This is a genomic window from Kitasatospora sp. Xyl93 (genome assembly GCF_055383135.1).
This window is the reverse complement of the sequence record NZ_AP029185.1, coordinates 768,465-781,404: the sequence shown is the minus strand read 5'-3', so window position 1 is coordinate 781,404 and position 12,940 is coordinate 768,465. Positions and strand designations below refer to the sequence as shown.

At 74.0% G+C, this 12,940-nt stretch carries 10 protein-coding genes; 3 read left to right on the top strand and 7 right to left on the bottom strand.

The features are described from left to right. Positions 1 to 20 precede the first annotated feature (20 nt). The 7 genes from ACZ5GH_RS03340 to ACZ5GH_RS03310 form a co-directional block, all read right to left on the bottom strand. Positions 21 to 1,289, bottom strand: coding sequence for a Pvc16 family protein (locus ACZ5GH_RS03340; RefSeq protein ID WP_464333371.1), 1,269 nt, complete (start codon positions 1,287 to 1,289; stop codon positions 21 to 23). 170 nt (positions 1,290 to 1,459) lie between these two features. Further along, positions 1,460 to 2,161 carry a hypothetical protein gene (locus tag ACZ5GH_RS03335; protein WP_387747506.1) on the bottom strand — a complete coding sequence of 234 codons (702 nt, stop codon included), beginning with the start codon at positions 2,159 to 2,161 and terminating at the stop codon, positions 1,460 to 1,462. Next, positions 2,154 to 2,885 (bottom strand): T4 family baseplate hub assembly chaperone, encoded by a 732-nt coding sequence (locus ACZ5GH_RS03330; protein WP_464333370.1) that lies wholly within the window; start codon positions 2,883 to 2,885, stop codon positions 2,154 to 2,156. The genes ACZ5GH_RS03335 and ACZ5GH_RS03330 overlap by 8 nt, the downstream gene beginning before the upstream one ends. Before the next feature lie 11 nt (positions 2,886 to 2,896). Beyond that, a complete protein-coding gene (locus tag ACZ5GH_RS03325; protein ID WP_387732895.1) occupies positions 2,897 to 3,421 on the bottom strand; it encodes a phage tail protein in 525 nt (174 codons plus the stop codon). 7 nt (positions 3,422 to 3,428) lie between these two features. Next, positions 3,429 to 5,276 carry a phage tail sheath C-terminal domain-containing protein gene (locus tag ACZ5GH_RS03320; RefSeq protein ID WP_464333369.1) on the bottom strand — a complete coding sequence of 616 codons (1,848 nt, stop codon included), beginning with the start codon at positions 5,274 to 5,276 and terminating at the stop codon, positions 3,429 to 3,431. Positions 5,277 to 5,498: 222 nt separating this feature from the next. Then, a complete protein-coding gene (locus ACZ5GH_RS03315) occupies positions 5,499 to 5,942 on the bottom strand; it encodes a hypothetical protein (protein ID WP_464333368.1) in 444 nt (147 codons plus the stop codon). Between the two features lie 18 nt (positions 5,943 to 5,960). Further along, positions 5,961 to 7,691: a peptidoglycan-binding protein gene (locus ACZ5GH_RS03310; protein WP_464333367.1), complete on the bottom strand. Its 1,731-nt coding sequence runs from the start codon at positions 7,689 to 7,691 to the stop codon at positions 5,961 to 5,963. A 497-nt stretch (positions 7,692 to 8,188) separates the two neighbouring features. Between ACZ5GH_RS03310 and ACZ5GH_RS03305 the strand changes: the two genes are divergently transcribed. The 3 genes from ACZ5GH_RS03305 to ACZ5GH_RS03295 all read left to right on the top strand — a co-directional run bounded on the left by ACZ5GH_RS03305 (position 8,189) and on the right by ACZ5GH_RS03295 (position 12,862). Continuing rightward, complete coding sequence (locus ACZ5GH_RS03305; RefSeq protein ID WP_387747516.1) at positions 8,189 to 10,243, top strand: PEP/pyruvate-binding domain-containing protein; 2,055 nt, start codon at positions 8,189 to 8,191, stop codon at positions 10,241 to 10,243. A 100-nt stretch (positions 10,244 to 10,343) separates the two neighbouring features. Beyond that, positions 10,344 to 11,699 carry an ATP-grasp domain-containing protein gene (locus ACZ5GH_RS03300; RefSeq protein ID WP_464333366.1) on the top strand — a complete coding sequence of 452 codons (1,356 nt, stop codon included), beginning with the start codon at positions 10,344 to 10,346 and terminating at the stop codon, positions 11,697 to 11,699. 29 nt (positions 11,700 to 11,728) lie between these two features. Continuing rightward, a complete protein-coding gene (locus ACZ5GH_RS03295; protein WP_387747520.1) occupies positions 11,729 to 12,862 on the top strand; it encodes a nucleotide disphospho-sugar-binding domain-containing protein in 1,134 nt (377 codons plus the stop codon). Positions 12,863 to 12,940 lie beyond the last annotated feature (78 nt).

Genomic DNA, 12,940 nt, shown 5'->3' with positions numbered 1-12,940 from the left:
CCTCTCCCCCCGTCCTGCGGTCAGTGCGTCAGGTCCACGACGGGACCGGTGAAGGACCCGTCGTCGGACACCGTCAACTCGCTCGGCACGCCGTCCACCTGGACCCGGGCCAGGTACGCCGTCGGGCGTACGCCGACGACCGGCACCCGCACCTCGAACGGGTCGGTGCGAGGCCGCGGCGGCGCGGGTGCGCGGAACTGGTGGCTCGCCCCGGGCCGCCCGGCGGGCGGGTGCAGCTCGTCCAGCAGCAGCAGGACCTGCTGGTCGTCCCGGAGCGGCAGGTCCAGCCGGACGTCCAGCCGGGCCGAGACGCCGGCCGGTCCGTCGTGGCGGTCCGCGGTGCCGATCGGCGCGACGATCCGCGGCTGCCGGGCGAAGGTCTGGGCGTTGGACTCCACGGCGAGGTGCTCGGCGGCGGGGCGGCCGTCCAGCGCCAGTCCGTGCAGCACCTGCACCCGGTGCACGCCGGGCGGCAGGTCCGCCGGTACGGCGACCACCAGGCGGTCGTCCCGGACGCCGGCCGGGTCGACCGTCACCCGCCGCTCGCCCAGCCGGGCCACCACCAGGTCCGCCCGCAGCCCGGAGCCGTCCACCACCAGCTCCCGGTCCTTGGTCACCGGCCCTTCCTCGGGGGCGCCCCGGGACCCGGCGGGCCGGGAGCGCACCCGGTCGACGACCGGCCCGCGGGACGGCAGGGCGTGCACGCTGCGGCGCAGCACCGGCTTGCCGGCCACCGGATCGACCCGGCCCTCCACCAGGACGGCGGTGGCCTGGTAGAGCACGGACAGCGCGTACGGCGTCTGGAGCAGTGTGCTCCACAGCTTGGACATCTCGTCGACGTCCATCACCGTCGGCGTGAAGCGCACCCGTTGCGGCGAGGCGGCCAGGTCCGCCCCGACCAGGTACGGCTGGGCGGCCGCCTCCTCGATCAACTGCCGGGAGAGCATGGGCTGTTCGGTCAGCGCCCGGATCACGCAGCCGAGCAGCCGCTGGCCGACCAGCTGGGACTCCTCGCCGTAGCAGCTGATCAGGTAGTGCAGGTCGAGGGCGGTGGTCGGCCGGGCCAGCACGGTGCCGTCCGCGGCGCGGGTGGGCGCGTCGCGGTTGCGCAGCGCCGCGTTGGGCGTGACCTGGTAGAGGAAGACGGTGATGGCCGGGTCGGTCGGCGGCTCGGTCGGCGGCTTGCGGGCGCCGACCTCGACGGCGAACGGGATGTCGGGCGAGAGCGAGCGGCTGATGAGCAGCCGCAGCGCCTCGCTCACGGTCGCGATCGCGAGGTGGTTGCTCATGCGACCGCCTCGCCGGGGCCGGCGGGGGCGTCCGCCCGCGCGCACCTGTCGATGGTTCGCTCGCTCCGCTCGCTCATGCGCCCGCCTCGCTGCGCTCGGCGAGGGCATTCGCCCACGCGCACCTCTCGATGGTTCGCTCGCTCCGCTCGCTCACGTGCCCACCCGCCCGGTCATGACGGCTCCCGGTTGAGGTACCCGTCCAGGTCGAGGGCCGGGGCCGGGCGGGCCGCGGCCGTGCGGCGCGGTCCGACCGGGGTGCGCTCGGCGGCCCTGACCTCGACCCGTCCGATCTGGACCCGGACCACCCGTTCGACCGGCCGCTGCCGGCCGCGGGCCCCGGCCCCGGGAGCGTGCCCCGGGGCGGTCGCCGCGGCGGCCCGCCGTCCGGCCGCCGGAGTGGTGGCGGGCCGTGCCGGTAGGGGCGGTGCCCCGGCCGCGGCGGTCCGGGGCGGTGCGGTGACGGGCGCCGCGGCGACGGCCGGTACGGCTGCCGGGCGGGCGGCCGCCGCCCGCCCCAGCGGGTCGACGGCCGGCGTGCCGGCGCGGACGGTCGGCGGCGCGACCAGCAGGGGCGTGCGCGGCAGCGGAGGGATGACGGGTGCGGCGGCGGGCCGGCCGTCGCGGACCGCCGACGGGGGCGCCGCCTCGGCCGCCGCCGGTCGCGGCGCCGCCGCGGGCCGGGGGAGCGGAGCGGGATCCGGCGGCCCGCCCGCCCGGTCCGGTACGGCCGGTTCGTCGCCGGGGGCCGGCCGGGCCGGTCCGAGCGCGTCGATCCGTTCGAACGGCCCCGGCAGGCGCGGGCGCACGCGCACCCCGGACCCGGCTCGGTCCGGGTCGCCCTTCGCCACCAGGCGGTCGAAGTGGTCAGCCATCTGCACACAGCTCCAGGTAGTAGCGGCGCCGCAGCGGGCTGAGCGCCAGGATCTCCGTCTCGCTCCAGCCGTAGGCGGTGGCCAGCAGGTGGACGTCGAGCAGGGTGGCCCGGGCCCAGTCGTCCAGCTCCTCCCAGAGGTAGGAGGCGATGTCCAGCTCGGCGTGGGCGGCCCGGCCGCACTCGGGGCAGCTGAGGTTCAGCCGGACGTCGGCGCAGGGGTCGGCGGCGGCCGCGGCCTCGGCCATCCGCCGCTGGACCGGTTCGGGGAGCCGCCGGGCGGCCACCGGCTCCCCGTCGTGCTCGGCGGTCAGCACGCACCGCTCCAGCAGCACGTCCCTGGCCAGGCCCGCAGGGGCCTGTTCGGCGGCGGCCAGGTCCCCTGGGGTGGGCAGCCGGAAGCCGACCCGCCAGCCGTCCAGCTCCACCCGCAGCGGCCCGGGCTCCGGGCGTGCGGTGCCGATCAACTCCCGGGCGGCGAAGGCGAATTCCATCTCCTCCGCGCAGTCCGGGCAGCCGACCCGCACGTCGAGCTGTTCGCCGAACAACTCGGCGCGCAGGCCGAACAGTTCGGCGTCCCGCTCGCCGACCGGCACGGACAGCAGCTCCGCCGTCCCGGCGCCCGGGCGGGCGACGGTGTGCAGCAGCAGGGCCCGCCCGGTGCGGCCGGCCGCCAGCCCGGCCTCCCAGGTGGCCAACAGGGCGGCCTGCCCGGCGCTTTCCATCGGCCGGCCGCTCAGGCCGGCTGCTGGAACGACGGCTCTTCCGGTTCGGGCGTCTCCTCGTCCCGCTCCCAGCCCTCCACTTCCAGCTTGAGGCTCTGGATCGCCACCGCGTTGGCGTTGGCGTCCAGTTCGCCGAGCACCTGGTACTCGCTGGGCCAGGCGCGGTACAGCTTGTGGGCGACGGCCACCTGGCCGGCCTCGTTGAGCACCTGGATCACCAGGTCCTTGCGGAAGTCCCGGAGCGAGACCTCCGCCCCGCGGCCCGCGCCGACCATCCAGACCTTGTTGGCCCAGCGGTCGAACTCCGGGTCGTGGGTGACCCCGCGCTCCAGGGTGACCGCCTCGAAGTCGGTGCGGCCCGGCGACTTGCGCGGCGCGCTCGGATCGCCCCCGCTGCGGTGCTTCACCACCTCGGTGGTGCGCTTGAGCGGGCTGATCTTGCTGACCCCGGCGACGACCCGGCCGTCCCAGACCACCAGGAACTTGAAGTTCTTGTACGGATCGAACCGGTGCGGATTGACGGTGAACTCGACCATGGAGATCCTAAACCTCGAACTGTCCGGCGAGCTGCTCGATCTTGACGATCACGAATTCCGCGGGTTTCAGCGGCGCGAATCCGACCACGACGTTCACCACTCCGCGATTGACGTCGTCCTGGGTGGTGGTGTCCCGGTCGCACTTGACGAAATAGGCCGAGCGCGCGGACGTTCCCTGGAACGCGCCCTGCAGGAAGAGCGAGTGCAGGAACGCGCCCACGTTCAGCCGGATCTGGGCCCAGAGCCGCTCGTCGTTGGGCTCGAACACGACCCACTTGGTGCCGCGGTAGAGGCTCTCCTCCAGCATCAGCGCCAGGCGCCGCACCGGGACGTACTTCCACTGCGAGCCGAGCACGTCGGCGCCGGCCATCGTCCGGGCGCCCCACACCACCGGGCCCACCACCGGGAAGGTCCGCAGGCAGTTCACCGCGAGCGGGTTCAGCAGGCCGTTCTCCCGGTCCGTCAGCGGGACGGTCAGCGCGCGCACCCCGGGCAGGCCGGCCTCGGTGCCGGCCGGCGCCTTCCACACGCCCCGCTGGGCGTCGGTGCGCGCCATCACGCCGGCGACGGTGCCGGACGGCGGGAAGCTGCGCAGCCGCCCGGTGAGCGGGTCGACCAGCTCCAGGTGCGGGAAGTACAGCGCCGAGTGGTCGCCGCGCACGGAGTCGAAGGCGGACAGGCCCGCCCGGGCGGCGTCCAGCGTCGTCCACGCCTGCGGCGAGTCGACGATCAGGAACATCCGCTTCTCCGCACAGAGCGCCTGGGCGGCCGAGACGACCGTGACGGCGTCGTCGACGTCGGCGTAGCCGGCCAGTTCCGGCAGCACCAGCAGGTTGACGTCCTGGACGTCCCGCAGGGCCTGGATGCCGGTCTTGGCCGCCTCGCTGCCGATCAGGTCGGTCAGGCCGGGGGCTCCGCCGTCCTGGCCGCCGGCGAGCGCGAGGACCGGCGGGTTGACCGAGCCCTCCAGCCCGAGGTTGTTGGCGGCCTCGCCGAGGAAGCGCACCACGTCGGCCGGGTCGGTGGAGCCGGCGACGACCTGGAGCTGCCGGCCGAACACGCTGACCCGGGTGCCCGCGAAGGCCCGCCGGCCCGGGGCGTCGGGCAGGGCGCGCAGCTTGCGCTCCAGCAGCAGGGCGAGTTCGGCGACGGTGGTCGGGGCGGGGCCGTCCGCCGCCGGGTCGTGGATCCTGACGGTCCGCGCGACGTCGCCGATCTTGACCTGGACCTCGTGGGTGAGGTCCGGCAGCGTGGCCGCGAACGGCTTGGAGACGGTGCCCACCGGGTCCGGCCGGCTCTCCGCCAGGACCTTCACCCGGACGACCGCCGAGCCGCCGTTCACCACCGTCTCGGCGAACCGGGGGCTGGCCTCCCGCACCGACAGGTCCGTGAAGGACTCCCGGACGGCGCCCGAGGTGTCGAAGACCTGGAGGTTGAAGGTCTCGGCCGGGGTGGGCGTCCGGTAGTCCACGGCGACCCGCAGCGAGGCGCCCCAGAGGCCCGGCTCGACGGCGGTGACCTCCAGGGCCGGGGTGGCGGTGGAGGTCTGGGTGGAGGCGAGCGTGACGCCCGCGGCGGCGCCGGTGCCGGCCGCCGCGACCCGGACCACCACGGCGATCGAGCCGCCGTTGAGGAAGAACTGCTGGACGGCGTAGCTGACCGGGCTCTGGCTCGCGAGCCCGCCGAACCGGCGCTCGAAGTCCGCGAAGCTGGTGATGGTGACGGGCTGGTCGAGCGGACCGCGCCGGGTGGCCCCGACGAAGGCGGTCACCGAGGTGCTCACCGCGGTGATGGTACGGACGCCGCTGGGAAGCTCTTCGATGTAGACGCCCGGATAGGTCGGTGTCGTCGGCAAATTCCCCCTCCGTTCACTTCGTGCATCAAGAGACCGGGAGAAAGCGATTCGGATCGCGGGCGGGCCGCGTGGCCCCGATGCATTGGTGGCAGGCTCAGTCTCAGATTCGGGGGACTATTCGTCAAGACCCGAACTTGAAAAGCCAATTGTATTACTGTGCTTATTATGTGGGGGCTGCGGAAGCGGGAACTCCGTAACCCCCGGTCGGTGCCGGGCGGGCGGTCAGCCGCCTTCGGGCAGGTTCCGGTAGTCGGGGCGGGCCGTCGTGGGCTCCGCCGGTTCCGGCTTCGGCGTCGGCGTCGGTGCGGCGGGGGGCGCCGGCTCGGGGGCGGGCGCGGCGGGAGCGGGAGCAGGAACGGGCGTAGGAGTGGGCGCGGGCGCCGACGCGGTCGGCGGGGTGACCGCCGCCGGGGTCGGGGTCGGCGTCGGAGTCGGCGGCTGGTAGGACGGCGGCCGGGCGGCCCCCAGGAACCAGCCCCAGTTCGCGCCGAACCGGTGCTCCAGGAACCGGAACGCCGCGTAGTAGGCCGTACCGAAGCCGGTGACCAGGGCGGAGGTGACGGAGGCGTCGTCCAGGCGGACGCCGAGCCGCGCGGCCTGCACCACGAGGAAGGCGACGACGTAGGGCACACAGGTGCGCCACAGGGACAGGGCGAGTTGGTACATGGTCCTCCTCGGCGGACGTCAGTCGACGACCGTGAAGCCGTGCTCCCGGCCGAGCCGGGTCAGCGAGCTGCTGCCGGGTATGCCGTCCGCCTGCTGCCCGCTGTACCCGTACCTGCGCTGCAGGGCGGAGTAGGCGTCGACGGTCTGGGTGCCGAACGAGCCGTCGAGCCAACGCCGGTCGAGCAGCCCCTCGGCGACCAGGGCCAGCTCCACCGTGTACGCGTCGTCCGCGTGGGTGGTGGCGCCCTGGGGCGCGTCCGGGTCCCGGCGGGCCGCCTCGACCACGTTCGACCTGGACACCTCGGCCAGCGGGACGGCCCCGCCGAGCAGCCGGCGCAGCGAGGCCTCGCCGGGCACGCCGTCGGCGTCCCCGCCGGAGTAGCCCAGACTGCGCTGGTAGTCGGCGTAGTTGAGGGTGTCGGCGTCGGTCCAGTCCGGGCCGGGGCCCTCGCTGTAGTGCGAGCCGAAGCCCGCCGCCACCAGGGCCTCGCCGACGGCGGTGACCTGCGGCCCGTGCGCGCCGTAGCCGTAGGGCAGGCCGCCGACGCTGTTCTGGTACCGGGCCGGGGTCGGGTCCGGTTGCGGCGCGGGCTCCTGGGACGGCGGATCGGGCACCGGTCCGGACGGGCGCGGCGCACCCGACGTCACCCAGGCGTACAGCGCCGGGCCGGGGCAGTCGGTCGAGTAGCCGTCCTGGTGCCCCTTGATCTCGGGGCCGGCCGGGCCCTGCCGCATGCAGTACTCGATCGCGTCCCGCAGCCCGTTGAGCATCTCCGGGGTCGGCTCGGTCGACCCGGAGGAGCCGACCAGTCCGCACACCGCGTAGTGCGCCTCGTTGAGCGGGACGTCGCCGTTCGCGCTGTTGCGCCGGTTCAGGCCGCGGCCCTCGAAGACGTGGCCGTGCTCGCAGACCACGAAGCTGTAGCCGATGTCGGACCAGCGGTCGTCGTCCATGTGCGAGGCCTGGAGGCGCCGTACGTAGGCCGGGCAGGTGTCGTGGGTGTCGAAGGTGTACGCGGTGCCGAGGTAGTGCACCTTCACCCCGGCGCGCGGCCCGGCGTACGGGATCGAACCGTTGGGCTCGCGCCAGCGGCGCGCGCCCCACTGGGCGCGGTCCACCAGCTGCAGCCCCGGCCAGTCGGGCACCGGTGGCACGGGGTCCGGCGCCGGCGCGGGCGACTCGGGGGCCTGGGCGGCGCCGGCCCACGCCCGCAGCTCGTCCAGCGAGCCGTTGTACACGTCCACGTCGAGCGGGTCGTCGCTGTACTGGTGGAAGTGCCAGGGCGCCTGGACGCGTGGCGCACCCGCGGCCACGTAGTCCGCGATCCACAGGAAGTCGCCGGCGTTGTCGTCGGTGCGGAACCAGTAGTCGCGGTTGGTGTAGAGCCCGACCAGGTGGTCCGGGTAGCGCTGCTTGACCGCCGCCAGCCACCGGTTCTTCGCCTCGGTCGCGGCCCCGTCGCCGACCGACTGCCCGTACGGCTCGAAGTCCAGCACCAGCAGTTCGCCCGGCGGGATCCGTCCGACGACCCGGCAGAAGTGCTCCACCTCGCCGTCGACCGGGTTCTCCGCGTGCAGGAAGTGGTAGTGCCCGACCACCAGGCCCCGGCGCCGGGCGTCGGCGAGCTTGTCGGCGTAACCGGACTGGCCGGTGCGTCCGCCCTCGGTGGCCTTGATGAAGACGAACTCCGCGTCCCCCGGGATGCCCGACTGGAAGTCGGAGACGTCGTAACCCTTCGCGTATGCCATCAGGATGCTCCCCCTTTGCGCCGATGGCAGCCACGGCCGACCGGCCCCCGGTCCGGGGCGCGACGCCGGCCAGAGCGTCATGCTCACTCCACAGTACCGCCAATGGAAGGTCAACTCCCTTGTTTTTCAAGGGATTTGCGCGCCGGGGCGGCCCTCCGGTGGCGGACCGTGCCGCCGCACTATGCCAGCGGCACCGTGCCGCCGGCGCGCGCTCCGGCGGGCGCCCCCGACAGGGGGCGGACCGGCGCGTGATCGGTGATCGGGGATTTCCGGAAGTGTTGATTCCTGTACGACCTCAGGCGATCTCGGATCGATGTGGGGCAGTGATTTATTCCCTGACGAGATCCTTATGGCCTGATCGTTTCAAGTTGGCCTGATGTCACATGATCATTCGTCAAATGTTCATATCGAATGGCAGTGTGGATGGAGTTAGTCGTAACCCCTCTGCACCACGTGTACTGATCGTGTACATGATGACGAATGGCTGAACTGTGCGCATGTCCCGTTCGGATCGCAACGACGCGACCACGCGGCCCCGCCTCCCCGGCGAAAAGCTCACCCTCGAGGAGTTCTCCGAGCTCGCCGGCCAGGTCGGGGGCTATCCCTATGTGAAGATCGTGCTCGACCGCGACGAGTCGGTGCTCCACTTCATCGACAGTGCCGACGGCACCCTCCACGTCCGCTACATCGCCTGCGAGATCCTCGGCATGTCGATCGAGGAACTGGCGGGTCGGCTCGATTCGTTCAACGACGAGGTATACCGGAATCCCGACCGCCGTTTCTATCTCGGCACCCTCGCCCGCCACACCCGCACCGCGGAGAACGGCCACGGGGCCGACACCTTCCTGTCCCTGGAAACCGTCGACGTCGACACCATGGACCAGGAGATGCTGCGCTTCTTCTACCACCGGGTGCGCGAGCACGTCGACCCGTCGCTGCGGTTGGTGCTCAAGCCGGCCGGCCACCGCCAGGAGGGCTACCTCGCCGGCATCCCGGAGTCGGAGATACCGCGCGTCCTGTCCCACGAGCTCTACTCCGCGGCCTCGTTCGTGCCGCTGGCCGCCGGGACGGCCCACGGCCGGCTGCGGGTGTTCCGCTCGGAGGAGGAGTACCGGGCCGACCCCGAGCCGCTGGAGTGGCACGACATCGTGGTGATGCCCCGGGTGCCCGAGGACATTCCCCGGGTGTCCGGCATCATCCACACCGAGCACACCACGCCGCTCTCCCACATCAACGTGATGGCCGCCGGCTGGCGGATCCCCAACGCCGTCCGCATCGGCGCCGTCGAGCGGATCGAGCGCGCCGGGCTGGCCGGCCGGTGGGTGCGCTACCGGGTCGACGTCGGCGGCGAGGACCTCCTGCTCGAAGCGGCCGAGCCGCCCACCGACCGGGGAGCGCGACCGGCCCCGCCCACCGACCGGATCACCGTGGACCGGCCCGACCTCGCGCCCACGCCGGTCACCCCGCTGTTCGAACTGCGCGAGGGCGACCACGTCCGGTTCGGCACCAAGGCCGCCAACCTCGGCGAACTCACCCACCTGCTGCAGCACGGCTCGCCCCGCTGGCTCGGCTTCTACCAGGTGCCCCGGCCGCCCCGGGCCGACCTGCTGCGCTACCTGGCCCGGCAGCTCGGCCTCCCGGAGGACGCGGACGGCACCGAACTGGACGCCGCCGCGCGGCTGCTGGTGAAGGAGCACGCCGAGGTGCCGCGCGGGATCGTGCTGCCGTTCTCGCTCCAGCAGCGCTTCCTCGACTCCTCGCCGGAGCTCCGGGACGCCGTCGAGCGGCTGGACTCCGCCCTCGGCGAGGGCGCCCCGCGCGGTGGAGCGGCCGGGCAGGAGGAGGGGACGTCGCGGATCGAGGAGCTCTGCCTCGACGTGCAGCGGCTGGTCCGCGGCACCCCGCTGCCCGAGCCGGTCCGCGCCGAGATCGACCGGGCCCTCGACCGGCACCTGTACGGCAGCGCCGTCCAGGTCGTCCGCAGCTCCTCCAACGCCGAGGACCTGCCCGGCTTCTCCGCCGCCGGACTCTACGAATCGGTGGCCCAGGTCAGCGGCACGGAGGCGGTCCTGGACGCGGTCCGGGAGGTGTGGGCCTCGCTCTTCTCGCCGCGCGCGGTGCTGCTGCGGCGCCAGGCGGGCATCCCCCTGGACCACTGCCGGATGGGCGTGATCGTCCAGGAGCAGGTCGGCGCCACCGTCGGCGGCGTCCTGGTCACCTGCAACCCGCTGAGCCCGCAGGACTTCCGCAACGTCTACCTCAACATCTCGCCGCGCTCGGTGACCGACGTGGTCTCCGGCCGGGGCGCCCCGCTCCAGTACCTGTGCAACACCATGGAGGGCGGCAGCCGGACGCTGTCGCTCGGCACCGCCACCGGCGACCTGGACACCGGGACCAAGGAGCTGGTCCGCCGGCTGGCCCTGATCAGCAGGCTGCTGCAGTCGCACTTCGCACCCGACGAGACCTACGCGGCCCCGGTCGACATCGAGTGGGCGATCGAGGGCGACCGGGTCAGCCTGCTGCAGCTGCGCCCCTTCCACACCGCCGGCTGACGCTGCCGGAGCACCGTACGGGCCCCGCCTGTCCAGGGGTCCGTGCGAGGCGGCCCCGGCATGCCCCGGGCCGAATGAACTTCCCTCAGGAGAGAGTACGTTGAACCGGATTCTGTACGTCTACGTCAAGGGCGGCGCCCCGCTGGAGTACGCCTTCCCGCGCATCGCCGCCTGCGGCGAACTGCACGTCCTCGCGCTGGCGCCGCTGCCCACCACCGGGGAGGACGTCTGGCGGCCCAGCTGTACCGGCATCGAGCTGGTGCCCGACGCGCCGCGCGGTGACGAGCTGGTCGACCTGATCGTGGAGCACGCGAAGGCCATCGGGGCCGACGCGGTGCTGACCCTCTCGGAGTTCGCGGTGCTGGCCGTCGCGCACGCCGCGAGCCGGCTCAACCTGGCCGGGGCCGGCGCCGGCATCCTGCGGGCCCGGGACAAGCGGCTGATGCGGGAGGCGTGGGCCGAGGCCGGGGTGCCGGTACCCGGGTTCCGCCGGGTCGACAGCCTCGTCGACCTGGACGCCGCGCTCGCCGACTTCACGCCCCCGCTGCTGCTGAAGCCCGCCTGGGGCGCCGGCTCGGTCGCCCAGATCGTGCTGAACGGGCCCGCGGACGCCGCCCCGGCGTGGGCCGGGATCGAGCGTGGGCTCCGGGCCGGCAGCCGGGTCGGCATGAACGAGCTCTACGCCGCCGACACCGACCGGGACCGCCTGGTCGAGGAGATCGCCCAGGGCTCCACCGAGGGCTGGTACCAGGAGCCCGGCTACGGCGACTACGTGAGCGTGGAGGGCATCGTCGCGGACGGCGTCTACCGCCCGCTGGCCATCACCGCCAAGCTGCCCACCGTGCCGTCCTTCGTCGAGGTGGCCAGCACCTCGCCGTCCGTCATGGCGGTGCCGCTGCAGCGCCGGATCGAGGAGGTCTCGCGGCAGGCCGTCGACGCGCTCGGGCTGGAGAACTGCGGCACCCACACCGAGCTGAAGCTGATGAAGGACGGCGAGCTGGTGGTCATCGAGACCGCGGCCCGGTTCGGCGGCCTGCTGACGACCCGGCAGGTCGAGGAGGTCTTCGGGCTCGACCCGATCGGCATGCTGGTCCGGCAGCTGCTCGGCGAGCGGGTCGACTATCCGGAGGCCATGCTCACCGACGGGGTCAGGGCCGCCGCGTCGCTGGCCGTCGTGCCGGCCGACGCGGCGGGCGTGCCCTGGCGGAGCACGCCGGTCTGGAACCCGCAGGCCGTGGACTGGCAGAGCCTGCTGTCCCCGGGCAGCACCATCGAGGCCGTCCCCGCCTTCGCCATGCCGGCCGGCCAGCCGGTGCCCGCCTTCGACCCGTCCGCGGGATCGCGCAACTGGCTCGGGGTCTACCTGCTGAGCGCCGTCGACGCCGCCACCCTGCAGCGCGACTGCAACGCCGTGCTGAACGGCATGGAAGCCGCCCTGCACCGGGCCGCCTCCTGACCCCCCGTCCCGACCACCGAGGTTCCTTCATGCGTGTACTGTTCGCCGGCGCCCCCGGCATCGGCCACCTCTTCCCGCTGGTCCCGCTGGCCAGGGCGATGCGGGCGCTCGGCCACGAGGTCGCGGTGGCCTCGATGGACGGCGGCGAGCCGGTCGCCGGATCCGGGCTGCCGTACCTGCCCGTCGCGCCGGGGGTCGACTGGCGCAAGGAGATCCGGGAGGCCGGCCGCACCCGGCGGCCCGACCTGATGCGGCGGGTGGTCGAGAGCAACTCGGCCGACCGCGAGGCGTTCGTCCCGCTGGCCGCCCACGTCAACAGCGCGGTGGCCGACGCCATGGTCGAGCTCGCCGCGCGGTGGCGGCCCGACCTGGTGGTGTACGACTACCAGTTCCCGGTGGCGCTGCTCGCGGCGACCCGGCTGGGCGTGCCCGCGGTCCAGCACGACCTGGGGTTCGTCCGCACCCCGAAGCTGCGCGCGCTGATGCTCGCGGAGATGGCGGACACCTTCGCCCGGCACGGGATCGACCGGCTGCCCGAACCGGCGGACACCGTCGACCTCGCGCCGCCGAGCATGGCCGGACCGGAGCGCTACGGCTGCTCGATGCGGCCCGTCGCCTACAACGGCGAGGGCGCACTGCCCGACCGGCTGGCCGGGCCCGCCGACCGTCCGCGGGTGGCGGTGACCCTGGGCACCGTCGCGCCCAAGACCGACGGCCTGACCAGGCTGGAGCGGGTGATCGCGGCGGCCGCCGAGGTCGACGCGGAGTTCGTGCTGGCGACCGGCGAACTCGACCTCGGCGCGCTCGGCACCCTGCCGGACAACGTCCGCCCGTACGGCTGGGTCCCGTGGCGGGCGCTGCTGGGGACCTGCGCGGCCGCCGTCCACCACGGCGGCAGCAGCACCGCGCTCAGCGCGCTGGACGCGGGCATCCCGCAGCTGGTGCTGCCGGACGGGTCCGACCGCTTCATCACCGCGGACGCGGTGCGCGAACGCGGAGCCGGGCTCGGCGCGGGCGCCGGGGAGATCGGGCCGGAGCTGCTCGACCGGCTGCTCACCGACGGCGCGCTGAGCCGGGCCGCGCGGGAGGTCGCCGCCGAGATCGCGGCGATGCCGTCGCCGACGGCCGTGGCGGAGCGGCTCACCGGCGCCGCCGCGCGGTAGCGGCGGGCCCGTCCCCGGCGTGGGAAGCCGGCCCGGTCGGCTTCCCACGCCGGGAGCCCCTGTGCCAGGCCCGCCGCG

What these genes read in the sequence shown, in the direction of transcription:
- ACZ5GH_RS03315 (WP_464333368.1), bottom strand. Translation starts at nt 5,942, where the DNA reads ATGTACCAACTCGCCCTGTCCCTGTGGCGCACCTGTGTGCCCTACGTC.
- ACZ5GH_RS03305 (WP_387747516.1), top strand. Translation starts at nt 8,189, where the DNA reads ATGTCCCGTTCGGATCGCAACGACGCGACCACGCGGCCCCGCCTCCCC.
- ACZ5GH_RS03295 (WP_387747520.1), top strand. Translation starts at nt 11,729, where the DNA reads ATGCGTGTACTGTTCGCCGGCGCCCCCGGCATCGGCCACCTCTTCCCG.
- ACZ5GH_RS03330 (WP_464333370.1), bottom strand. Translation starts at nt 2,885, where the DNA reads ATGGAAAGCGCCGGGCAGGCCGCCCTGTTGGCCACCTGGGAGGCCGGG.
- ACZ5GH_RS03325 (WP_387732895.1), bottom strand. Translation starts at nt 3,421, where the DNA reads ATGGTCGAGTTCACCGTCAATCCGCACCGGTTCGATCCGTACAAGAAC.
- ACZ5GH_RS03335 (WP_387747506.1), bottom strand. Translation starts at nt 2,161, where the DNA reads ATGGCTGACCACTTCGACCGCCTGGTGGCGAAGGGCGACCCGGACCGA.
- ACZ5GH_RS03310 (WP_464333367.1), bottom strand. Translation starts at nt 7,691, where the DNA reads ATGGCATACGCGAAGGGTTACGACGTCTCCGACTTCCAGTCGGGCATC.
- ACZ5GH_RS03340 (WP_464333371.1), bottom strand. Translation starts at nt 1,289, where the DNA reads ATGAGCAACCACCTCGCGATCGCGACCGTGAGCGAGGCGCTGCGGCTG.